The organism is Bacillus sp. FSL W8-1202 (assembly GCF_038006165.1).
GTDB lineage: Bacteria > Bacillota > Bacilli > Bacillales > Bacillaceae > Bacillus > Bacillus subtilis.
Genome location: NZ_JBBOUR010000001.1, coordinates 2,852,669 through 2,875,607, shown reverse-complemented (window position 1 = coordinate 2,875,607; position 22,939 = coordinate 2,852,669). Strand labels below are relative to the sequence as shown.

The following is a 22,939-nucleotide window of genomic DNA, read 5'->3' as shown; positions in this document are numbered from 1 at the left end:
TATAAGGAAACAATAACCTCCGCATGCTGTATAGGTACAGTTGTAAACTGTGCAAGGAAGCGAGAAAAAAGACGGCTGGCTAGACCGTACCTAAGTTTTTTTCTTCTTCTTCACTTTTTTTAGCATCTACAGTAAAGAGCACTAAAAATAAAGAAACGATGCTGCAAAACGCCGAAAGTATGAAAATAATCCAGTTTGCATTAGACATTAATGCAGCAAAAACAGGTGGACCGAGAGCTACTCCTATAAAGCGCATGCTATTGTAGAAGGAGGAAATGGTTCCGCATTGTTCACTTTCAATCCCTTCGGTTATCAATGCATCTAAAGCAGGAAGAGCCATTCCAATCCCAATCCCGCCAAAGCTTAAAAAGACAAATAAAAAATAAAAACTGTGGTTCCACCACAAGGCAATAAACGAAAGGGTTAACAGAATCATTCCTGTAACAACGCAAAATTTCATTCGGCCTTTATCTTTACCGATCTTTTTGCCAGCTATAAAAGAACTGGTTGACAAAAACAAAAGTGGGATTGCCAGTAATCCGCCTTTAGCTACTCCGTCAATAGCATACTTGTTCTCCAGCGTATCTGATAAATAAAATAATACGCCAAATAACAAAAACATAATGACGCACCCGATAATGAAGACCGTATAAAGCCAGCGACCATCTTGTTTAAAGATTTTCTTCACACTCTTAATAAACTCAGAAACAGCAGGCGCATCTTCATCTTCTTCAGGCTTGGCCACCAAAAACAATACGAGCAAAAAGCTGATCAAACAGAAAAACGGAATAAACCAAAACGGTACAAACCAATACCAAGAAGCCAGTAAGGCTCCAAGTATGGGACTCAGTACCTTCCCTGACGTGTTGGCGGTTTCAATATCGCCAAGACCAGCGCTGACCTTTTCATCGTCTCCTTTAAACAGGTCACCGATAAACGGCATGACGATCGGAGCGGCACCTGCAGAACCAATGCCTTGAAGAACCCGCCCCGCCAAGATCATGGCATAAGGATTTTTCATATAGGTCGAGGCAAAAGCAGCTACGGCTCCCCCCAATCCTGCAATGAGGAGGCATGGAAGCAATATTTTTTTTCTCCCGAAACGATCCGACAAATATCCGGCAATCGGAATGCAAATAATTGCTACTACTGAATATACAGTAATGATTAAAGACACTTGAAATGAAGTCACAGACAGCTTTTTCTCCATCATCGGAAGAACAGGAATCAGCATGGAGTTCCCGAGTGTCATCACAAGCGGGACGGAAGACAATGCAATAATATTTTTCATTCCATTTTTCTCTCTCAACATTTTCACCCATTCACTTTCTTGTCATCCCTTATATATTGCGTTAACCGGAATGAAAGTATGTACAAAGAAACATGAATCAGTGCAAATAAAAAAACAGACACATACAGGCGTCCGTTTTTAGAATCGTTTACGCAAAACATGAAATCTGAATTTATCCGCTCTAAAATAATTTAAAGAATAAAGCACCGGTTTATCGTGCTGATCGTAATGGGTTTGTTTTAACAGCAAAAGGGCTGTTTCCGGATCGCATTCAAGTACTGGAGAAATGGTATCGTGATAGCCGATCGGTTCTATATCAGTTACTGCATAGCTGATTACGGAGCCTGAATTTTTCTCAAGAAGGTCAAACATAGATTCTTGCTGATGAGAAAAAGAATTCGGCAAAATATTCATCGGAATTTTGTCTATACAATACACAATCGGCTGTCCGTCAGCTGTCCTGACTCGTTCAAGGTAAAAAAGTTCTTGCCCTTCTGCCAAATGAAATCTCTTCGTATCATCTTCAGACGGCATAAGCACTTGTGATGATAGAAAAATCGTGCCAGGGGTCATATTCGCCTGTTCTATCATCTTGGTTACACTGTTCAGCTGTTCAATGCCCGAAAGAAATAACGGCTTAGAATGGACAAAAGTGCCTACACCATGCCTTCTGATAATCACATGCTCTTCTTCCAGTATCCGCAAGGCTTCTCTTAGCGTCGCTCTGCTGACACCAAGCTTTTTGGAAAGCTCAAATTCAGAAGGCAGCTTTTCCTTCTCAGTGTAGATCCCATTTTTTATATCCTCTTTAATTCGTTCAATTACTTTCAAATACAAGTGCCGATTATCAGCTTTTGTAGACATGTTTCCCCTCCGTAAACCACTTTCGATAAAAATTATTGAACAATTGGGACAACTATATCATGTTTTGTCGAAAAAATAAATAGAAAGGTGATCAGTTTACATAATGTTATTATTGACGACTACAGAAAGCGGAACTCCCTTCATTAAGAAGAGAGCTCATCATATTTCTCTTTTGATAATAATACTTCCCTAGGTTTGCTGCCTTCATACGGTCCGACAACACCGCGTTCCTCCATTGCGTCAATCAGGCGCGCCGCTCTCGTATAGCCAATTCTGAATCTTCTTTGCAGCATTGAAACAGATGCCGTCTGCATGCCGACGATTAATTCAACAGCTTCATCATAAAGTTCATCAGTAACCTCGGAATGAGTTTCCGTCGTCTCCTCAGGAATCATTTCTTCTTGATATTGCGCTTTCTGCTGTGTAATCACATGGTCGACGACCTTCTCCACTTCGTCATCCGACAAAAATGCTCCCTGCACACGGACAGGTTTGTTAGCCCCTACAGGTAAAAACAGCATATCGCCGCGGCCAAGAAGCTTCTCAGCGCCACCCATGTCAAGAATGGTCCTTGAATCCGTCTGTGAAGATACGCTGAACGCGATTCGTGACGGAATGTTCGCTTTGATCACCCCTGTGATAACATCCACCGATGGCCGCTGTGTCGCAATAATAAGATGGATGCCGGCAGCCCGCGCCATTTGGGACAATCTCGTAATCGAATCTTCCACATCAGATGAAGCGACCATCATGAGATCGGCAAGCTCGTCCACAATGACAACAATATAGGGCAGCTCTGGCTGTTTCGCTCCTTCTTCATTGTTGGCGCGTTTTATATAATCATTGTATCCTTCAATATTTCTTGTACCCGTATGAGAAAATAATTCGTACCGCCGCTCCATTTCATTGACAACCTTTTTCAAAGCCTGCGACGCTTTTTTCGGATCGGTTACAACCGGAGCAAGCAAATGCGGAATCCCATTGTAGACATTGAGCTCTACCATTTTAGGATCGATCATCATCATTTTCACTTCATGCGGTTTCGCGCGCATTAAAATACTTGTAATAATGCCGTTGACACAGACACTTTTCCCGCTACCGGTTGCGCCTGCGACCAAAAGGTGGGGCATCTTGTTTAACTCAGCCAATACAGCTTCACCTGAAATATTGCGGCCGAGTCCAATTAACAGCTTCGCATCCGGTCTGTCATTCAATTTAGACTCCAGCACTTCCTTCAGCGAAACCATTGCCACTTCTGCGTTTGGAACTTCAATTCCGATTGCTGATTTGCCTGGTATAGGCGCTTCGATCCTGATATCCTTCGCAGCAAGCGCAAGCGCTAAATCATCGCTTAAATTGACAATTTTGCTAACCTTCACTCCGACATCAGGATATACTTCATATTTTGTTACGGCCGGTCCGAGATGAACCTGTGTGACTTTCGCCTTTACGCCAAAGCTTTGGAATGTGCGTTCAAGCTTTCTCGCATTTTCATAAATATTCTTTTTATCAGCCTGCTGGCCGGTATGCTTCGGATCTGCCAGCAAATCCAGTGACGGCATCTCGTAATCCTTATTTTCGAGCTCTGTAAAGGTCATAGGAGGAGCAGAAACAGTTTCATGATCACCTGTCTCCGGTTGGATGTCCTGAAGCGGCTTCGACACAGGTTCGGCGCGCTTTTCTATAACTGGAGACTCTTCCTCTTCATTACGATCAGAAAAGCTTGAGATAATCGGCTCTGAATGAATAAGAGGCGATACTGTTTCATAATCCCCCTCTTCATCAGGAGGCTCCGGTTCCATTTGCTGTTTTTTGCGGGCCGGTTTTTGTTTTTTGCTCGGCGCTTTCGTTTTTTTTGATGACTGCATATTTGATTTGAAGGATTTCATATCATCAATAAATGCTAACCATTGTTCTTTTATAAAACGTCCAATCGGGCTCATCCACTTTTTTAGCGTTTCTTGTAGCGAGCGTCCAGTTACTAAAATCATTCCGATCAAAATCATGACAATTGCCATGATCTGAGAACCAGTCGACGCAAACAAAAAGTGTGAAGCCGCAAACAGCAGCGCACCGATCATCCCTCCGCCTAAATCAGGTGAAGCAGAGCTGCCATTCATGTCCATTAAAAACAATTCCCATGTATTGCGCACCACGCTTGCGGACTCAATAGACCCTTTGTGCGTCAAATTTTTAAATAGCTGCACGTGAGAAAGCAGCAATATGCTTGCGATGATACAGTACAACCCGGCCTTTCGTCTCGTTAAAAGACTTGGGGTTTTTTTCTTCCAAAACAGTGAGACTCCTAATACCAATAAACCTAACAAGCATAAAATAAACCACTCTCCAGCAAAAAAGCGGAACAAATAGATAAACGTTTGTCCGACTACCCCCAGCTGCAAGATTGCGATAATTGAAATGGCTATACACAGCAATCCGTTGAGCTCGTATTTTATATTGAGCTGTTTCGCCTGTTTTTTTCTTGATTTTCGTTTTTTCTTTGCCACACTCATCACCTTACTGCGTTAAAAAATGTAAGTTCATACATAATGAAGAAAGCAGCCGTTTACAGGCTGCGTTTTTTCTGTAGGATTCCCCTATTATAGCATATTTTGCCCTTAAAAAAGGGTTGGATTCTTATACGTTTAATTTCAGCTTTTGTCCCGGTGAAATGTCCGGATGCAGAAAATGCATTGGATTGGTGCTCATGATTTGAATGACTTCCGCTTCATTCCCTTTCATTTCGACTAGAAGCGGTACACCTTTATATTCAATTTGCTCATGTGCGCTTTTCTCTTGGTTCTGTTCTGCAAACACAATTTCCTGCGGCATCACGGTATAAAGAATCATTGAATCATCCGTCCTTCTTCTTTCCTTGCTTCATCGATGAGCTCATTCAGTTTATTGATTGCCTGTCCGACACCGCCTGCGTGATCGATCAATCCGTATTTAACTGCATCCTTACCGACCACATTTGTTCCGATATCGCGTGTTAAGTTTCCTTTTGAAAACATTAGCTCTTTAAACTTCTCTTCGGTTATATTGGAATGGCTTGTCACAAATTTAACAACTCTTTCTTGCATCTTATCCAGGTATTCAAACGTTTGCGGCACCCCGATGACCAGCCCGGTGAGCCTAACTGGATGAATCGTCATCGTTGCTGTTTCGGCGATATAGCTGTAATCACAGGATACAGCAATCGGAACGCCGATGGAATGTCCCCCGCCAAGCACGATAGAAACGGTCGGTTTCGATAAAGATGCAAGCATTTCCGCTATTGCAAGACCAGCTTCAACATCTCCTCCGACAGTATTTAATATGATCAGCAAGCCTTCAATTTTAGGATTTTGTTCAATTGCCACAATCTGCGGGATGACATGTTCATATTTTGTTGTTTTGTTTTGCGGAGGAAGCTGAACATGGCCTTCAATTTGTCCGATAATGGTCAGACAATGAATATTTGTATCTTGGGGCAGCTGCGGAAGCGTCGTTTCACCAAGCTGCTGTATTTTATTCATAATGCTGTCCTTCGCATCATTTTTTTCAGGACGCTCTTCTTCTGTGTTTTCCATACGATGATCCATCTCGCTTTCATCCTTTCCGAGTTTCTCTTTGTATTATGAACAAAGATACTTCATTCAATCCCGGCTTGAAGGACAAAAAATAAAGACCGGAGCAGCTCCGGTCTTTAGTCAGTCATTATACTTCCATAATAATTGGGATGATCATCGGTTTACGTTTCGTTTTTTCATAAAGGAATTGGTTCAAAGCATCCCGCATTGCCTGCTTCAACGTTGACCATTCGACATTTGATGTTTCAGTCGCTTCTGTCACGATGGACCGTACAAGCTCAGTAGCCTGTACGATAAGACCTTCAGACTCTCTTACATAAACAAAGCCGCGAGTGATAATTTCTGGTCCTGATACAAGATGTTTCTTTTGTTTATCAAGTGTAATGACAACGATTAAAATTCCGTCCTGTGAAAGCAAGCGGCGGTCTCTCAATACGATATTGCCGATATCACCGACACCTAAACCATCAATTAAAATATTGCCGTAAGGAACTTTATCCCCAATTTTTACGTTTTGGCCGCGGAATTCAACGACGTCGCCTTTTTCAATTAAGAAGATGTCACTGCGCTTCATGCCGGTTTCTTCAGCGATTTTTGAATGAGCTTTTTGCATTCTGTATTCGCCGTTTACAGGAATCAAATATTTTGGTTTAAGCAGGTTGATCATCAGCTTTAACTCTTCTTGTGAGCCGTGGCCTGATACATGAACACGCTTTTGGGCAAAGATGACTTGTGCACCGGCTCTCGCAAGAAGATCTACTGTTTTAGAGTAAATGAGTTCCTGCCCGGGAATCGGAGTTGACGCAATGACCACCGTATCCCCTTCTTCAATGTTCAGCTGTTTGTGAGCTTTGTTTGCCATTCTTGTCAAAGCAGCTAATGGTTCACCTTGGCTTCCGGCTGTAATAATAGCCACTTCGCGCTTCGGATATTTTTTGACATCCTGTACAGAAATAAACAATTCATCATCTGCTTCAATGTATCCTAACTTTCTCGCCAGCTGCAGGACAGATTGAAGATTTTTTCCGGCTACGGCAATCTTTCTGCCATTTTGAGCCGATGCATGAATGACTTGCTGAATCCGGTTAATATTGGATGCGAAAACAGCAATAATCACCCGGTTCTGTGAATTATACAGCGCATCCGAAATTTCTCCGCTGACAGCCGCTTCCGAAGGGGTGTAACCCGGCCGTTCCGCATTTGCACTGTCAGAAAGCAGAGCGAGCACGCCGCTATTGCCGATCTTGGCGATCTCGCCAATGTCGCACGTCTGATTAAGTGCAGGTGTTTGGTCAAATTTGAAGTCTCCCGTGCATACAATAGATCCAAGTGATGTTTTAAAGCTCACACCTACAGAATCAGGAATGCTGTGAATCGTTCTAAAGAACGATACTTTTGTTGATTCAAATGTAATGACAGATTTGGAGTGAATTTCTCTTAAATCAGTTTTTCGGTTATGTCCGTATTGTTTTAATTTCTCTCTTAACAGTGCAAGCGTCAATTTTGTTCCGTACACTGGAACGGACAGCTTGTTTAATAAGTAAAAAACGCCGCCGATATTTTCATCGTGCCCGTGCGTTAAAAAGATTGCCTTGACGCGGTCAGCCCGTTCAATCAAATATGATATGTCAGGAATCACTACATCAATACCGAGCATTTCGTTTTCTGGATGCATAAGGCCGGCATCAACGACAAATATGTCTGAGTCAATTTCAATGACATAAAGGTTCTTCCCAATCTCTCCGACACCGCCAAGGGCGATAATTCTAACGTTTTCTGTATTTTTCTTTTTCAAAATCTATATCCTCCTAGTCTCATACCCGTCCATCATCACTTGTTCCTATTATAACTGAAAGTAAATTTAGAAAACAAGATAAAGCAGAAGGTTTAGGGAAAACCAATATGTAAAAGAAACGGTCAAACTCAGCTGAATGTGAGAATGACCGCGTTTGTTTCACTGTATGAAATTTTCTTACAGTTCGCTGATCGTGCTGCTTAAGCTCAGACGTTCATCCTCAGTTAATGGGACTAGAGGCAGACGCACAGAACCGACATCAAGACCTCTCAGCTGAAGCGCTGTTTTGACTGGAGCAGGATTAGGCGCTTTAAACAGTTCCTTCATAATCGGCAGCAGTTTCTGATGAATCAGTGCCGCATTAGCTGTTTGCCCATTCGTATAATTTTTGATCATTTGCTGCATATCAGTGCCTGCAATATGGCTCGCCACTGACACAACTCCTCTACCTCCAACTGAAAGAATTGGAAGCGTTAGAGCATCATCCCCTGAATAGACATAGAAGTCTTCAGGTGTTTCAGCAATAATTTTTGTAATCGCTTCGAGGTCTCCGCTCGCTTCTTTAATCGCAACCACATTCGGAATGTCTGCCGCCAAACGGATCGTCGTTTCAGGAGCAAGAGAAGCAACCGTACGGCCAGGAACATTATAGAGCATAACCGGAAGAGATGTCTCTGCCGCAATTGCTTTAAAATGCTGGTACATTCCTTCTTGAGAAGGTTTATTGTAATACGGGGTAACAAGCATAACAGCGTCCACGCCCGCTTCCTCAGCTTTTTTTGTCAGCTTAATGGAATCTTTCGTGTTGTTGCTCCCAGTACCAGCGATAACGGGCACCCGTCCGTTTACTTCTTTTACCGTATATTCAAAAAGCGCAATTTTTTCTTCAGTTGAAAGGGTCGGAGATTCTCCAGTTGTTCCCGCTACTACTAAAGAATCCGTTCCGTTTTTCAACAAGTAATCAATCAGTGTAGACAGTTTTTGAAAGTCTACGTTCCCTTTATTGTCAAAGGGTGTAATCATCGCTGTAGACACATTTCCGAAATTCATTTTATTCACCTCATCATGATTCAATCACATTTACTTCGAAAGTTCAAACACTTCATGCAAAGCGTTTACAGCAGGAACCATATCCGCTTCATGGACGAGCACCCATATCGTCGTATGGCTGTCAGCCGACTGAAGGATCGGAATTTCTTTTTCTGAAAGAGCCGATACAATTTTGGACGTAACACCGGGAACACCCATAATGCCCGCGCCGACCGCCGATACCTTCGCGCAGTTTCTCGTCACCATTGGATCATAGCCCATATCCATTAAAATACGCTGAGCTGTTTCTGTTTTATTTCCGGCTACCGTATAGACGATTTCACTAGGTGTAATGTTAAAGAAATCGACACTGATTCCAGCGTTTGCCATAGCCTTGAACACTTCAGTCTGAACGTTATACTGGCCGATTTTCGCAGGCACTTTGAACTGCGTGACATCTTTGACATGGGCGATTCCCGTAATCAGCCTTTCAAAAACATCACTGCCGACCTTGGAAGAGTGATGTGATGTCACCAATGTACCTTTATCATTCGAATAAGTCGAACGGACGCGGATCGGAACCTTGGCCTGCATTGCGATTTCCACAGCACGCGGATGAATGACCTTGGCCCCCTGATACGCCAGGTTGCAGATTTCCGTATACGTCACAACAGGAAGCGGTTTTGCATTTTCCACCACTCTTGGGTCAGCAGTCATCACGCCTTCTACATCGGTGAAAATATCAATGTATTCCGCATCAACAGCTGCTCCGAGTGCGGCTGCAGACGTATCGCTGCCCCCTCTGCCGATTGTAGTTGTATCACCCTTTTCAGTTGCGCCCTGGAAGCCTGCGACGACTACCGCATCATGATTGGCGAGCACACTGAATAAACGCTCCGGTTTCATTTCAATGATTTTCGCATTGGTATGCTGATCATTCGTTAAAAAGCCAGCCTGAGCCCCTGTCAGCGCAGCTGCTTTCACACCGTTATCAAGCAGCATGCTTGTAAAGACGACAGAGGAAATAGTCTCTCCGCAAGATAAAAGCAAATCCTGTTCCCTAGGAGAAATCGCTGACTGATCGCCGTAAAGCAGCCCAAGCAAAGAATCTGTTGCATACGGGTCTCCTTTTCGGCCCATCGCTGAAACGACAACGACAACCTTATATCCTTCACTGATTGCTTCTTTAATATGCCCTAAAGCCAGTTTGCGGCCTTTATCATCTTTTACTGATGTTCCGCCGAACTTTTGAACAATTATCTTCACTGTTTTCACTCCAAATTATTCGGACGTAACAGAAGAGAGCAGGCTGATAGCGCCTTACTCTCTTCTATTCGTCTTTAGAAAATTCTCTCTTTTATACGAGGTTTAGTTTTTTCAGGCTTTCTGCAATTTGAACAGAGTTCCATGCCGCGCCTTTTAATAGGTTATCAGAAACAACCCATAAATGAAAACCGTTTGCTCTGTCCAAGTCTTTGCGGATGCGGCCCACAAACACATCGTTTTTGCCGACAGCATCAGCAGGCATCGGATAAAGCTGCTGGCTTGGATCATCCTGTAGTGTCACGCCCGGAGCTTCTTTCAATAGATTTTTAATATCTTCAACTGTAGCGTCATCACGGTCTATTTCGATGTAGACGGACTCTGAGTGCCCAGTTTGGATTGGCAGTCTCACACATGTAGCAGCTACTTCAAGGTCAGGCATATGCATGATTTTTTTCGTTTCATTTATCATTTTCATTTCCTCAAACGTATAGCCGTTATCTTGGAATTTATCGATTTGCGGAATCGCGTTGAAGGCGATTTGATAGTGTTTTTTGTCACCTTTTACAGGCATGATCTCAGGCTCTATTTCTTCTTTATTTAAAATCGCCTGTGTTTGGCTGTAAAGCTCTTTTACAGCTTCATTACCCGCTCCTGATACTGCCTGGTAAGTTGATACGATGACCTTGTTTAAGCCATATGCTTTGCGGATCGGTTCAAGTGCCGCAACCATTTGGATTGTAGAGCAGTTTGGATTGGCAATAATGCCGTTGTGTTCATGCAAGTCTGCCTCATTCACTTCTGGCACAACAAGCGGTGTATTTTCATCCATGCGGAACGCGCTCGTATTATCTATAACAATAGCGCCGCGTTTTACAGCTTCTGGTGCCAATGCTTGTGATACGCTTCCGCCGGCGCTGAACAAAGCAATATTTACCCCTTCAAAGCTCTCAGGAGAAGCTTCCTGAACAGTCAGCTCTTGGCCTTTAAACGTGACTTTTGTCCCCGCAGAGCGTTTTGAAGATAGCAATGTAAGTGTGTCCATTTCAAAGTTTCTGTCTTCAAGTGTTTTAAGCATTTGTTGTCCCACAGCCCCTGTCGCTCCGACAACAGCTACGTGTAAACCTCTTCCCATCTGTAAAACTCCTTCCGCCAATCAGCTTCATTGAATTGATTTGACTATGATTTTACGTTTTATTTTACCATAGAATATGCGGGTGATGACCGAATTTTTTAGTTTGGGAAAGATTTTCTGTAAATTTAGTCATTTCCCTGATAATTCTCAACTAGAATCGGCTGAAGCTGCTGGTGCATGAGTGCCTTTTCAATCGTTTGCGGTAGCAGATCCATTTGGGCTACCATTGAATTCGGTTTTTTAAATGGATCGTCTTGCCCGAATGGAATAAAAAAGATATTTTTTGTTGACATGAGCCTCATTAAATTTGTTCCGTTTAAACCAAGAGCATCATTTGTCGAGATACCCAGAACGACAGGCCGATTGTTTCGGATTGTCGCTTTTGCCGCCATCAGCACCGGGCTGTCCGTCATGGCATTTGCCAGCTTGCTCATTGAATTGCCTGTTAAAGGCGCAATGACCATGCAGTCAAGGGGCAGCTTCGGCCCAAGAGGTTCTGCCTTTACAATCGAATCAATGGCCTCATATCCAGTCAGGTCTTCAATTTTTTTAACCCATTCTGCGCCCTCTCCAAATCGGGTATTTGTGGATTTCACATTAAATGTGACAACCGGACGGACTTCAGCTCCTTCGTTGACCAACGCCTCAATTTGCGGGAAAACCGCTTCATATGTGCAATGCGACCCGGTCAGCCCAAACCCGATTCTTTTTCCTTTTAATGACGACATCCTTATTTCCCCTCCTCAGCTTGTATTTCAGCCAAAAGCTTGCTCAAGACGTTTGCAAGGATTTGCCCAGCTGTTTTAGGAGCGACAATCCCTGGAAGCCCGGGAGCAAGAAGTGCTTTAATCCCTTGTTTCTCGGCATATTTAAAATCCGTTCCCCCGGGACGTGAGGCCAGATCCAATATTAAGGTTTTTGGTGTCATGCTAGAAAGTACCGTTTGATTTAAAATCATACTCGGTATGGTATTAATGCAAATATCTATATCTTTTACATGCTCTTTCAGCTCATCGGTATGAAAAGGAACGAGCCCCATTTCAGTGATACGTGCCAGATGCGCTGAACTTCTTGCCCCCACTTTTACATTCGCCCCGAGCGCGGCAAATGTACGGGCAATCGTCATCCCGGTGCGCCCCAGACCGAGAACGGCCACCTGTGATCCGTGTATCGTATAATCCGTGTGCTGAATAGCCAGCATGATCGTTCCTTCTACTGTCGGAATAGAGTTGTATATCGCAATGTCATCCCGCTCAAACAGTTTTACAAGTTTTCTTTTTGCCTGAGCTGCAATGTTTTCTAAATAGGCGTTAGAAATTCCTGAGAAAATGACACAATGTGCAGGCGTTCTGTCGAGATGGTCCTGTTTTAACACAACTTCTTCATTAGAAAATACAGTTGATACGACACCTTCTCCTGTTGTCGCGGATACTGGAAGAATGATGCTGTCTATTTGCTGAAAAGGAATTTCATCAATATTGCATTTTACTGCCCCGGTAAAACCGTGATCCAATTGGTCAAAACCGACAAGATAGATGTCAGCCTGCTGTTCAGTGAGCTTTCTTATAATTTCGAGCTGTCTTGCGTCACCGCCGATAACTGCAATTTTCAATCCGGTTAACATTCTAAACGTTCACCTTCTTTGTATATACTGGATCTCTAGTTGTTAAGCTCCCCTTCATCTTATGATCAAAAGGAAATACCGGTGAATATAAAAGATGCGCTTTTTCCATATAAAAAAACATCGGCTCCGGCAGCCGATGTTTCAGATGTTTTCTTTAGAGCCCGCTTCACAGGCAATTGGGCTATTTACTCTTGTCGAGGAGGCATTTCCTCAGGTACATCTAATATAATCATATCTGAACCGATCTTTTGAATATGGTGCCATGGGACACGAATGTCATGACCTTGCTTTCTCAAACCAAACCACTTAACTGTGGGAATGAGGAGTGCTGTAATCTGTCCATCCTGTTCATTGATTTCCAAATCGGTCTGGCCGAGCACTCCGAGCCGTTCAGCTCTTTTGATGTCTACAATTTCCTTTCCTGATAATTCACTGAGCCGCATGTCTGTCACCCCCTTGTACTATGTATGATGAAAGGGATTAAAAAATGCCTGCTCCATTATGGAGCAGGCTTTCCATTTTAAGACGGCATATTGCCGGAAGGGCTGATAAGTGCTAATGCATAGTCTTCAGTAAACAATTGTCTGGCAAGGCCGTTAACACGCTCTAAGTTCACGGCGTTTAATTCATTGATGATTTCATCTAATGTTTTATGTTTGCCGAGCAGCAGTTCATTTTTTCCGTTTCGGCTCATTTTGCTGTTTGTGCTTTCTAAGCTCAGCATTAAGCTTCCCTTCATTTGCTCTTTGCTGTTTTCCAGTTCTTTCGAGGTAATGCCGTCACGTTTTAATGTGGCAAGGGTTTCTTGAATTGTTTCCGACAGCTGCTGAAGCTGATTTGCACCCGTTCCGCCGTAAATCGTTAGCATTCCGCTGTCTTCATATGAGCTGTGATAGCTGTAAACAGAATAAGCAAGTCCTTTATCTTCACGCACATCTTGGAACAGCCGGCTGCTCATGCTGCCTCCGAGCACATTGTTGAGGACGATTAAATCATAAATACGTTCATGGCCAACCTCTAAGCCTTTAAATCCAAGGCACAAATGAGCCTGCTCTGTTTCTTTTTTTCTCGTCAGTTTTTCCGTGTGGAACTCAGGCTTCTCAAGGCCTGTCGCTTTGCCTTTCGCCTCGTATGACCCGAACCATTTTTCTACATCTTTGATAAAACTGTCAGATATATTGCCCGCTACCGAAATCACCACTCGGTCCGGCGTATAATAATCATGCATGTATTGTCTGAGAGAGTCACCGTTAAAGGAAGCAAGCGTTTCTTCCGTGCCTAGAATTGGGTAGCCTAAAGAATGATTGCCGTAAGTGGCTTTGCTCAGTAAATCATGTACAATGTCGTCCGGCGCATCTTCATACATTTTAATTTCTTCATATACTACATTTTTCTCTTTTTTCAGCTCGTTTTCATCAAACGTTGAATGAAAGAACATATCTGCTAATACGTCCAGCGCGTAATTCGCATGCTCGTCAAGCACCTTTGCATAGTAGCAGGTATATTCCTTTGAAGTAAACGCATTGACCTGGCCGCCAATACGATCAAAAGATTCTGCTATCTCGCGTGCAGATTTTGTGCTCGTCCCTTTAAAGAACATGTGCTCTAAAAAGTGAGAAATTCCGTTTATCTCCGGCGTTTCATGTCTCGAACCTGTGCCGATCCATACGCCGATCGCAACAGAACGGACTGTCGGGTTATTTTCCAGCACAATTCTTACACCATTTTGACACGTATATCGTTTAATCAAATTTGTTCCTCCTATTCAAAGACAAGCTGCCTTCATCTGTTACTTCAATAGTCTTGTTTCATCCATTAGTTCAGTGACTGTTCCAAGCGCATATCCTTTGTCTTTTATCTGTGTAATCAGCGCTTCAAGACTTTCCGCCGTAGGGTCAGTCGGATGCATTAAAATCATGGCACCATTATGTATCTTGCTTAACACTCTCGTCTGAAGTACAGACGGAGCCGGCTTTTGCCAATCGATTGTATCAACTGTCCACATGACTGTTCCCATCTGTTTCTCTGCTGCAATGTCGATAACCGCTTTTCTGAAACTTCCGCTTGGCGGAGCGAACCACTTTGGCTTAACACCGATCGTTTGTTCTATTTGTTCATTAGTCTTGTCGAGCTGCTCGGAAATTCTTCCTGTAGTCAGTTTGCTCATATCCGGATGATTGTATGAATGATTTCCGATTTCATGTCCGTCTTTTGCAATCTTCTTAGCGAGCTGTTCATTTTTTCTCACCCAATTGCCTTCTAAAAAGAACGTAGCTTTAACCTGGTGCTTTTGCAGAATAGGGAGCATTTTTTCCAAATACTCATTTCCCCATGCCACATTGATTAAGAAAGCCACCATCGGCTTGTCAGGATTTCCTTTATAAATAGGCTCAGGCTGAAGTGACTCAAGATGAACACTTGGTTTTACTTGGCTGTACACCAGGTCTTTTTCCCGAAACTCGCCATTCTTTTTCATTTTTTTATATGATTGTTCAATATTGACCTTTAATCCATTGTAGCCTGGAATGCTTTTCCACACTTTATCAATTCTTGCATTCTGGGGCTTAACTTCGTACTCCGGCGCTTTTTGAAGCAATTCTTCATATAACGGGTCTTTTGACGCCGTGACAGTCACCGTATCTTTTTTCATTGCCCCTATATAATCAAGTGCATGCGGATTTTCCATCATCTCAAATGAGACAAAAAAAAGAAATAAAAAAACGGCAAACGGTACAAATTTTTTGTACATGTTCTGTCCCCCCTCACCTCACATTATGAAGGAGAAGGACAAGGTAGAACCCGCCTGCTTTTGAAAAGCTTCAAAATAAAGAAGCCGGGTCTCCCAGGCTCCTTTTATGTTTTCATTTAAGATTGTTGTTCTTCTTTTTCTTTCTCTTCACGGAGCACCGCTTTGCGGGATAAATTCACTCGTCCTTGTTTATCAATTTCAGTGACTTTGACAAGAATCTCGTCTCCGATTTTCACAACATCTTCAACTTTCCCTACGCGTTCAAGCGCAAGCTCTGAAATGTGCACCAAACCGTCTTTTCCGCTGAAAATTTCAACGAAAGCCCCGAATTTTTCAATCCGTTTCACTTTACCTAGGTAAAGTTGGCCGACTTCAACCTCTCTCACAAGGTCTTCGATGATTTTTTTCGCTTTTTGGTTGCCGCTTTCATCTGTAGAGGAAATAAAGATTGTGCCGTCCTGCTCAATATCAATTTTAACACCGGTTTCTTCGATGATCTTATTGATTTGTTTCCCGCTTGGTCCGATGACATCGCGGATTTTATCAGGATTAATGGTCATTGTTAAGATCTTAGGCGCATATCGAGAAAGCTCTTTTCTTGATTCGCTTAATGTTGCAAGCATGCTGTTGAGGATTTCCATTCTGCCCTTTTTCGCCTGCTGAAGCGCTTCTTCAAGAATCTCTCTGGAAAGTCCTTCAATTTTAATGTCCATTTGCAGGGCCGTTACGCCTTTTTCAGTTCCCGCTACTTTAAAGTCCATATCTCCGAGCGCGTCTTCCATGCCTTGGATGTCAGTCAAAACAGTGTAATGTTCGCCTGATTTGACAAGACCCATCGCAATACCAGCAACTGGCGCTTTAATCGGTACACCGGCATCCATCATTGCAAGTGTGCTTGCGCAAATGCTTGCTTGAGATGTAGAACCGTTTGATTCAAGCACTTCTGAAACAAGACGGACAGTATAAGGGAAGTCTTTTTCAGACGGAATAACTGGCTCAAGCGCACGCTCACCCAGTGCTCCGTGTCCGATTTCACGACGTCCCGGTCCGCGCATCGGTCCTGTTTCCCCAACGCTGAATTGCGGGAAGTTGTAATGATGCATAAACCGTTTCGACTCTTCGACACCTAAGCCGTCAAGGATTTGCACATCTCCCAGAGCACCTAGCGTACATACGCTGAGGGCCTGAGTTTGTCCCCTTGTAAATAGACCTGAACCGTGCGTTCTTGGCAAGAGGCCAACCTCTGAAGAGAGCGGGCGGATTTGATCGACACCGCGGCCGTCCGGTCTTACTTTCTCTTCAGTAATCAGGCGGCGAACTTCATTTTTCACCAGCTTGGATAAAATCTGCTTCACTTGCTTGATTGTGTCTTCATCATGTTCTTCATCCTCGAATTTTGCCACAACTGCGTTCTTCACTTCGTTAATGGCATCTTCACGGGCATGCTTTTCATGAACTTGGATGGCTTTCAGCAGATCCTCTTCTGCCAAAGCTTTTACTTTTTCATTAAGCTTTTCATCAATTTCAAAGAGCTTAATTTCAGATTTCTCTTTGCCGACTGCTGCAACAATTTCTTCTTGGAATGCAATCAGGCGTTTAATCTCTTCATGGCCGAACATAATGGCCTCAAGCATGATTTCCTCAGGAACTTCGTCCGCTCCCGCTTCTACCATGTTAATCGCATCTTTCGTGCCGGCAACGACAAGATTGATGTCGCTTTTTTCAAGCTGATCGACTGTCGGGTTAATGATAAATTGATCATCAATGCGTCCGACAGTAACCCCTGCAATCGGTCCTTCAAACGGAATATCCGATACAGAAAGTGCAAGAGATGAACCGAACATGGCAGCCATTTCTGAAGAGCAGTTTTGGTCAACACTCATGACAATGCTGATGACTTGAACTTCATTACGGAATCCATCGGCAAACAAAGGACGGATCGGACGGTCAATTAAACGGCTGGCAAGAACCGCTTTTTCACTTGGACGTCCTTCTCTTTTAATAAATCCGCCCGGAATTTTCCCTACCGCATATAATCTTTCTTCATAGTTTACAGTAAGAGGGAAGAAATCAAGCGGTTTAGGTTCTTTTGAAGCGGTTGCTGTACTAAGTACTGCTGTATCACCGTAGCGGATCATCACAGCACCATTTGCCTGTTTGGCAAGCTGGCCGGTTTCAACGGTAAGCGTTCTTCCGGCCCAATCTATGGTAAAGACATGTTTTTCTTGTCCCATACAATTACGAACTCCTCTCTTCGTTGTGTGAAATAATCAATTACTCCTATTATGAACGAAATGAATTGAACATATCAATGTCAAAGTAGTATGTAAAAGGATTTCAATGATTTGTTATAAGAAATTTCGCTTTAATACGATAAAAAAGCGGGAATCCTCCCGCTTTTTACGATTATCGACGTAAGCCTAGTTTGTTAATTAACTCACGGTAACGAGTTACGTCTTTATTACGCAGATACGTAAGAAGATTACGACGCTTACCTACCATTTTAAGAAGACCGCGACGTGAGTGGTGGTCTTTCTTGTGAGTACGTAAATGCTCGTTCAAGTTGTTAATTGAGTCAGTTAGGATAGCGATCTGAACTTCTGGAGATCCAGTATCAGATTCGTGTGTTTTGAACTCATTGATGAGTTGGTTTTTACGCTCTTGAGTAATTGCCATCCTGTTTCACCTCCAAATCATATTTAGCCCCAGTTACCTAGCAACCGTCGGTGACTTCGGATTGCCAAGCAATGGTTTTAAGACTACGAAAACTATCATACTAAAAATCGTGCCTATATGCAAATATTTTAGAATAAAATTTGCGTGCGTTGCAAGTTATTTCCGCAAATTGCTGAAATAACGGATGGCTTCCTGCTTATCTTTCTCAATTTGCTCAGTTAATTCTTTGATGCCATTGAATTTCCGCTCGCTCCGAATCCGTTTGTACCATTCGATTTTTATAGCGGCTCCATATACCTCCTGATTGAAATCAAACAGATTGACCTCGATGGAAGGCTGTTCAGGGCGCTTTTCATAAAACGTTGGCTTATAGCCAATATTGCAAACGCCATTGTAAACTTCGCCGTTCACTTCCGCTTTTACGGCATATACACCTGTGGGCGGAACGATATAGCTGTTATTTAAACCGACATTCGCTGTCGGAAACCCGATGGTCCGCCCTCTTTTATCACCATGAATGACAATTCCTTTAATAAAATAAGGCTGTCCAAGCAAGACATTCGCCAATTCAACATCTCCGTTTTGAAGCGCGGTACGGATATACGAAGAACTGATTTTTTTATCCTGCTCCGTTAATTTTTCTACCATTGTGCACCCAGCTTTTCCGTCTAAATCATCCGGCATGGTCTTCATTGTTCCCTTGCCGTATTTGCCGTACGTAAAGTCAAAGCCTGCCACTGCGTGCTGCACATTAAGGCCGATAATATACTGGTCTATAAACTGCTTAGGAGAAAGAGAAGCAAACACTTCATTAAATTTAACGACATACAGAACTTCTGTGCCTAATTGTTCAATTTGGTTTATTTTGTCTTCAAGAGGCGTAATCAGATCCTTTGGTTCCTTATCTCTGCCCAACACGTGAGAAGGATGGGGATGAAAGGTCATCACAGCTAATGTCAGACCTTTTTCTTCGGCTATTTGCTTCGCTGTGCCGATTACCTTTTGATGCCCGAGATGAACGCCGTCAAAATAACCTAACGCCATCACTGATTTTGCCTGCTCCTCTTTTATTAAATGATGAGGATGTGTAATATGTATCGTCTTCACAGAACGGTCACCTTTTTTCTATTGTTCGCTTTTTTGCATCAATACTTTTGCCGGCTTTAACAGCCCTTTTTTTGCAGGATGAGGGAAATAGATCGCCAAGCAGGTTCCGGATTCAGTAAAGACGGCAATACGGTCTCCACTTGTCATTTCAGAAAACTGCTCGGGCGTCTCAAGCAAAGCCCCATTTTCTACTTTCTTAGCTAATGTATCACTTATGATCCATTTCGGCAAATGATTGAGCGCACGTTCAATAGGAACTGTATGCTCTTCCACGGTTCCGGATTGGGCCTGTGCTTCGAGTTCATCAAAAGTAAAGCATTCGTCGAGAGAAAAATCTCCGGATGCCGTACGGATTAAATGAGACATATGGGCCGGATATCCGAGCTTTTCTCCGATCATGACCGCCAGCGTCCTTACATAGGTCCCTTTGGAGCAAGTCACTGTAAACCGGAAGCTTGCGGTTTCTCCATGATGTTTAATCTCTGTTGTCAGGGCAATGTCTTCAATGGTTATCATACGTTTCGGACGTTCTACTTCAATCCCTGCTCTTGCGTATTCGTATAATTTTTTGCCGTTTACTTTTACAGCGGAATACATGGGCGGAATTTGTTCTTGTTTCCCCTTTAAACTGTTTAAAACCTTTTCTACATCCGCTTTATCAATGTCGTGATTGACAGGCTTTGTTTCCACCGTTTCTCCGGTTTGATCCTCTGTTGTGGTTGAAAAGCCCAATGTTATTTCTGCATCATACGTTTTAGATTTTTCAGTTAAGTATTCGACTATTTTTGTCGCTCTTCCTACACAAATCGGAAGCACGCCTGATACTTCCGGATCGAGCGTTCCTGTATGTCCTACTTTTTTTGTTTTTAACAGCTTTCGGATCTTCATGACACAGTCGTGCGATGTCATGCCAACAGGTTTATGTAAAAGGAGAACTCCGTTAACCATTTGCCTTTCACTCCTTCTTTTGAGTTTTTTTCTTATAAACGAAGAGAGAGGACAGACGATATACGCCTATCCTCTCTTTTTTTATTCAGATGGTTTCTCTGAATGTAATTCGTGAATCAGTGTTTCGATCCGATTCCCGTAATCGATTGATTCATCGAACTCAAATTCAATTTCAGGCGTTCTTCGAAGTCTGATGCGGCTGCCGATTTCGGATCGGATAAATCCTTTCGCTTTTGCCAGCCCTTTCAGCGCTTCTTCCCGTTTTTTCTCGTCACCGAGAACCGAGATATACACCTTTGCAATTTGCAAATCACCTGATACACGTACATCCGTTACTGTCAGAAAACCAATTCTCGGGTCTTTCAGCTTGCGGCTGATAATATCACCGAGTTCTTTTTTCATTTGCTCGCCGACACGGTTTGCTCTCATACTCAATTCAATCACCTCTAAGTTAAAACCACTCTGTCCTAGTGATCGTCCGTTCAATTTCAGGAAAAGAATCGATAAACGCTAGGACGCGCTGCAGTTCTTTTTCTGTTTGAACGCGAGAGGAAGAAACAGCGGCGATTCCGAAGCTGGTTCTTTGCCAGGTGTCCTGATAGCCAATCTCCGAAATCGAAACATTGAACTTGTTTTGAACCCTGGTTAAAATCCGCTTCAGAACGGCACGCTTTTCTTTTAGCGATCCTGCATCATAAATGATGCATTCACACTCCGCAAATCCGATCACGTTCTTTCAATTTCTTGCATGACAAACGCTTCAAGGATGTCACCTTCACGAATGTCATTGTATTTCTTAATTGTAATACCACATTCATAGCCTTGTGAAACTTCTTTCACATCGTCTTTAAAGCGTTTCAGAACATCTACTTCGCCTTCAAAGATGACGACGCCGTCACGAATTAAACGGAGGCCGCTGTCGCGCGTAATGGTTCCTTCAGTAACATATCCGCCGGCAATTGTACCGATTTTAGATACTTTGAATGTTTGGCGTACTTCTACTTGACCAATTACTTTTTCTTCATATTCAGGATCAAGCATACCTTTCATGGCAGCTTCAATCTCGTCGATTACTTTGTAAATGATACGGTGAAGTCGAATATCTACATTTTCAGCTTCAGCCGTACTCTTAGCATTTCCGTCCGGTCTCACATTAAACCCGATAACAATTGCATTGGAAGCAGATGCCAAGATAATGTCTGATTCAGTAATCGCACCAACGCCTGTATGGATGATTTTCACTTTAACGCCTTCTACTTCAATTTTTTGAAGTGCAGCCGTTAAAGCTTCAGCAGATCCTTGAACGTCAGCTTTTACGATGAGGTTGATGTCTTTTACATCACCTTGCTTAATTTGCTCAAATAAATCATCAAGACTGAGCTTCGCTTTATCGCTGCGCTGCTCTTCAAGCTGTTTCGAAGCACGGGCTTCACCGACAGAACGAGCTGTTTTTTCATCCTTAAAGACAAGGAATTGGTCTCCCGCTTGAGGGACATCATTCAAACCGGTAATTTCAACCGGAGTTGACGGGCCGGCAGTTTTCACACGGCGGCCAATGTCGTTGACCATTGCACGGACACGGCCAAATGTATTGCCGACTACGATCGGATCACCGACATGCAGTGTTCCAGTCTGTACGAGCAACGTCGCGACTGACCCTCTGCCTTTATCGAGTTCAGCTTCAATAACCGTTCCTTTTGCCTGACGATTCGGATTCGCTTTCAGTTCCTCTACCTCACTGACAAGCAAAATCATTTCAACGAGCTCATCAATGCCTTTTCCAGTTAAAGCGGAAAGCGGCACAAAAATGGTTTCTCCGCCCCAAGCTTCAGGGACAAGTCCGTATTCCGTCAGTTCTTGCATTACACGGTCAGGGTTTGCGGATTCTTTATCTATTTTATTCACAGCAACGATGATTGGAACCTCTGCTGCTTTTGCATGGTTAATCGCTTCAACTGTTTGCGGCATGACACCGTCATCGGCAGCTACGACAAGAATCGTAATATCAGTTACTTCTGCACCGCGTGCGCGCATTGTTGTAAATGCGGCGTGGCCCGGTGTATCCAAGAACGTGATTTTCTTGCCGTTCTCTTCAATTTGATAAGCGCCGATATGCTGAGTGATTCCGCCTGCTTCCCCTTCAACAACCTTTGTTTTACGGATGCTGTCAAGAAGCGTTGTTTTCCCATGGTCAACGTGGCCCATGATTGTCACGACAGGAGGACGAATTTCAAGATCCTCTTCATTATCAGGCTCTTCGTATTTTTCCAGCTCTGTTTCTTCAAGCACAATGACCTCTTCTGTTTCAACACCATATTCTGATGCAATGAGTTCGATTGTGTCTTTATCAAGCTCTTGGTTAATGGTTGCCATTACGCCAAGAAGCATCAGCTTTTTAATGAGTTCTGAAGGCTCTTTGCCAAGCTCTTCAGCAAGTGCGCCAACTGTTAAAGTGCCAGAGAATGTAATTTTCTCAGGAAGCTCTTTTTTCGGCTTTACAGGCTTTTGCTGATGTTGGTTTTTATTATTGTTGTTGTTGCGTTTATTTTTTTTGTTGTTGTTATTCTTCTTGTTTTTGTTAAATTGATTATTCTGCACGTCATTCTTCTTTCCGTCTCGAATTTTATTTGGTTGATTTCCAGCTGATTGCTGATTAACCCCTTGTGGCTGTTTGTTTTTGTTCGTTTCTGCTGGCTTTTGAGATTTAGCAGCTGCGCCGCCTTTTTTATATTTGGCATCTAGCTTTTTAATGGCCTTTTCTTCAAGCATGGCCATGTGATTATTCACTTCTAAATCCATGTTCTTCAGTGCGGTCAAAATTTCCTTACTTGAAACATTTAACGCTTTTGCATATTCGTATACTCTCATTTTAGCCATTCGTTCACC

At 43.1% G+C, this 22,939-nt stretch carries 21 protein-coding genes; all 21 read right to left on the bottom strand.

From position 1 onward, the window contains the following. Positions 1–79 precede the first annotated feature (79 nt). On the bottom strand, positions 80–1,291 hold the full coding sequence (bcbE, locus tag NSQ09_RS14965) for a bacillibactin exporter BcbE (protein WP_031600514.1): 1,212 nt from the start codon (positions 1,289–1,291) through the stop codon (positions 80–82). 138 nt (positions 1,292–1,429) lie between these two features. Next, entirely contained in the window at positions 1,430–2,155 is a 726-nt protein-coding gene (locus NSQ09_RS14960; protein ID WP_003245732.1) for a GntR family transcriptional regulator, read from the bottom strand. 143 nt (positions 2,156–2,298) lie between these two features. Next, positions 2,299–4,662 (bottom strand): DNA translocase SpoIIIE, encoded by a 2,364-nt coding sequence (gene spoIIIE / locus NSQ09_RS14955; protein ID WP_128737859.1) that lies wholly within the window; start codon positions 4,660–4,662, stop codon positions 2,299–2,301. A 130-nt stretch (positions 4,663–4,792) separates the two neighbouring features. After that, positions 4,793–5,005: a TepA modulator TepJ gene (tepJ, locus tag NSQ09_RS14950; protein ID WP_047182622.1), complete on the bottom strand. Its 213-nt coding sequence runs from the start codon at positions 5,003–5,005 to the stop codon at positions 4,793–4,795. Next, positions 5,002–5,739 carry a translocation-enhancing protein TepA gene (gene tepA / locus NSQ09_RS14945; protein ID WP_003245712.1) on the bottom strand — a complete coding sequence of 246 codons (738 nt, stop codon included), beginning with the start codon at positions 5,737–5,739 and terminating at the stop codon, positions 5,002–5,004. The genes tepJ and tepA overlap by 4 nt, the downstream gene beginning before the upstream one ends. A 115-nt stretch (positions 5,740–5,854) precedes the next feature. Further along, complete coding sequence (gene rnjB, locus NSQ09_RS14940) at positions 5,855–7,522, bottom strand: ribonuclease J2 (protein WP_017694892.1); 1,668 nt, start codon at positions 7,520–7,522, stop codon at positions 5,855–5,857. Positions 7,523–7,699: 177 nt separating this feature from the next. Continuing rightward, the gene (gene dapA / locus NSQ09_RS14935; RefSeq protein WP_003245816.1) at positions 7,700–8,572 is read right to left on the bottom strand and encodes a 4-hydroxy-tetrahydrodipicolinate synthase; all 873 of its coding nucleotides are present in this window, start codon (positions 8,570–8,572) and stop codon (positions 7,700–7,702) included. A 30-nt stretch (positions 8,573–8,602) separates the two neighbouring features. Then, a complete protein-coding gene (gene dapG / locus NSQ09_RS14930) occupies positions 8,603–9,817 on the bottom strand; it encodes an aspartate kinase (RefSeq protein WP_015483233.1) in 1,215 nt (404 codons plus the stop codon). A gap of 91 nt (positions 9,818–9,908) precedes the next feature. Next, positions 9,909–10,949, bottom strand: a complete 1,041-nt coding sequence (gene asd, locus NSQ09_RS14925; protein ID WP_032721567.1) for an aspartate-semialdehyde dehydrogenase — start codon at positions 10,947–10,949, stop codon at positions 9,909–9,911. A gap of 125 nt (positions 10,950–11,074) precedes the next feature. Continuing rightward, entirely contained in the window at positions 11,075–11,677 is a 603-nt protein-coding gene (dpaB, locus tag NSQ09_RS14920) for a dipicolinate synthase subunit B (RefSeq protein WP_341031855.1), read from the bottom strand. A gap of 2 nt (positions 11,678–11,679) precedes the next feature. Beyond that, a complete protein-coding gene (gene dpaA / locus NSQ09_RS14915) occupies positions 11,680–12,573 on the bottom strand; it encodes a dipicolinic acid synthetase subunit A (protein WP_003231888.1) in 894 nt (297 codons plus the stop codon). 185 nt (positions 12,574–12,758) lie between these two features. After that, positions 12,759–13,016, bottom strand: a complete 258-nt coding sequence (locus NSQ09_RS14910) for a YlmC/YmxH family sporulation protein (protein WP_003231890.1) — start codon at positions 13,014–13,016, stop codon at positions 12,759–12,761. Positions 13,017–13,093: 77 nt separating this feature from the next. Further along, a complete protein-coding gene (locus NSQ09_RS14905) occupies positions 13,094–14,323 on the bottom strand; it encodes a M16 family metallopeptidase (RefSeq protein ID WP_003245717.1) in 1,230 nt (409 codons plus the stop codon). A gap of 39 nt (positions 14,324–14,362) precedes the next feature. Then, positions 14,363–15,322, bottom strand: a complete 960-nt coding sequence (locus NSQ09_RS14900) for a polysaccharide deacetylase family protein (RefSeq protein ID WP_213385309.1) — start codon at positions 15,320–15,322, stop codon at positions 14,363–14,365. 116 nt (positions 15,323–15,438) lie between these two features. Continuing rightward, positions 15,439–17,556, bottom strand: coding sequence for a polyribonucleotide nucleotidyltransferase (pnp, locus tag NSQ09_RS14895; protein ID WP_257986620.1), 2,118 nt, complete (start codon positions 17,554–17,556; stop codon positions 15,439–15,441). Positions 17,557–17,728: 172 nt separating this feature from the next. Then, a complete protein-coding gene (gene rpsO, locus NSQ09_RS14890) occupies positions 17,729–17,998 on the bottom strand; it encodes a 30S ribosomal protein S15 (RefSeq protein ID WP_003220957.1) in 270 nt (89 codons plus the stop codon). Positions 17,999–18,154: 156 nt separating this feature from the next. Beyond that, positions 18,155–19,105 (bottom strand): bifunctional riboflavin kinase/FAD synthetase, encoded by a 951-nt coding sequence (ribF, locus tag NSQ09_RS14885; protein WP_003245551.1) that lies wholly within the window; start codon positions 19,103–19,105, stop codon positions 18,155–18,157. A gap of 18 nt (positions 19,106–19,123) precedes the next feature. After that, on the bottom strand, positions 19,124–20,053 hold the full coding sequence (gene truB / locus NSQ09_RS14880; RefSeq protein WP_003244678.1) for a tRNA pseudouridine(55) synthase TruB: 930 nt from the start codon (positions 20,051–20,053) through the stop codon (positions 19,124–19,126). 81 nt (positions 20,054–20,134) lie between these two features. Further along, positions 20,135–20,488, bottom strand: a complete 354-nt coding sequence (gene rbfA / locus NSQ09_RS14875; RefSeq protein WP_341031850.1) for a 30S ribosome-binding factor RbfA — start codon at positions 20,486–20,488, stop codon at positions 20,135–20,137. A gap of 16 nt (positions 20,489–20,504) precedes the next feature. Beyond that, complete coding sequence (locus NSQ09_RS14870) at positions 20,505–20,783, bottom strand: DUF503 domain-containing protein (protein WP_003220950.1); 279 nt, start codon at positions 20,781–20,783, stop codon at positions 20,505–20,507. Next, positions 20,780–22,930: a translation initiation factor IF-2 gene (gene infB / locus NSQ09_RS14865; protein WP_003231906.1), complete on the bottom strand. Its 2,151-nt coding sequence runs from the start codon at positions 22,928–22,930 to the stop codon at positions 20,780–20,782. Before infB ends, NSQ09_RS14870 begins: the two co-directional genes overlap by 4 nt. Positions 22,931–22,939: the final 9 nt, after the last annotated feature.

What these genes read in the sequence shown, in the direction of transcription:
- bcbE (WP_031600514.1), bottom strand. Translation starts at nt 1,291, where the DNA reads ATGAAAAATATTATTGCATTGTCTTCCGTCCCGCTTGTGATGACACTC.
- NSQ09_RS14960 (WP_003245732.1), bottom strand. Translation starts at nt 2,155, where the DNA reads ATGTCTACAAAAGCTGATAATCGGCACTTGTATTTGAAAGTAATTGAA.
- tepJ (WP_047182622.1), bottom strand. Translation starts at nt 5,005, where the DNA reads ATGATTCTTTATACCGTGATGCCGCAGGAAATTGTGTTTGCAGAACAG.
- tepA (WP_003245712.1), bottom strand. Translation starts at nt 5,739, where the DNA reads ATGGATCATCGTATGGAAAACACAGAAGAAGAGCGTCCTGAAAAAAAT.
- dapA (WP_003245816.1), bottom strand. Translation starts at nt 8,572, where the DNA reads ATGAATTTCGGAAATGTGTCTACAGCGATGATTACACCCTTTGACAAT.
- asd (WP_032721567.1), bottom strand. Translation starts at nt 10,949, where the DNA reads ATGGGAAGAGGTTTACACGTAGCTGTTGTCGGAGCGACAGGGGCTGTG.
- dpaB (WP_341031855.1), bottom strand. Translation starts at nt 11,677, where the DNA reads ATGTCGTCATTAAAAGGAAAAAGAATCGGGTTTGGGCTGACCGGGTCG.
- dpaA (WP_003231888.1), bottom strand. Translation starts at nt 12,573, where the DNA reads ATGTTAACCGGATTGAAAATTGCAGTTATCGGCGGTGACGCAAGACAG.
- NSQ09_RS14910 (WP_003231890.1), bottom strand. Translation starts at nt 13,016, where the DNA reads ATGCGGCTCAGTGAATTATCAGGAAAGGAAATTGTAGACATCAAAAGA.
- NSQ09_RS14900 (WP_213385309.1), bottom strand. Translation starts at nt 15,322, where the DNA reads ATGTACAAAAAATTTGTACCGTTTGCCGTTTTTTTATTTCTTTTTTTT.
- pnp (WP_257986620.1), bottom strand. Translation starts at nt 17,556, where the DNA reads ATGGGACAAGAAAAACATGTCTTTACCATAGATTGGGCCGGAAGAACG.
- rpsO (WP_003220957.1), bottom strand. Translation starts at nt 17,998, where the DNA reads ATGGCAATTACTCAAGAGCGTAAAAACCAACTCATCAATGAGTTCAAA.
- truB (WP_003244678.1), bottom strand. Translation starts at nt 20,053, where the DNA reads ATGGTTAACGGAGTTCTCCTTTTACATAAACCTGTTGGCATGACATCG.
- infB (WP_003231906.1), bottom strand. Translation starts at nt 22,930, where the DNA reads ATGGCTAAAATGAGAGTATACGAATATGCAAAAGCGTTAAATGTTTCA.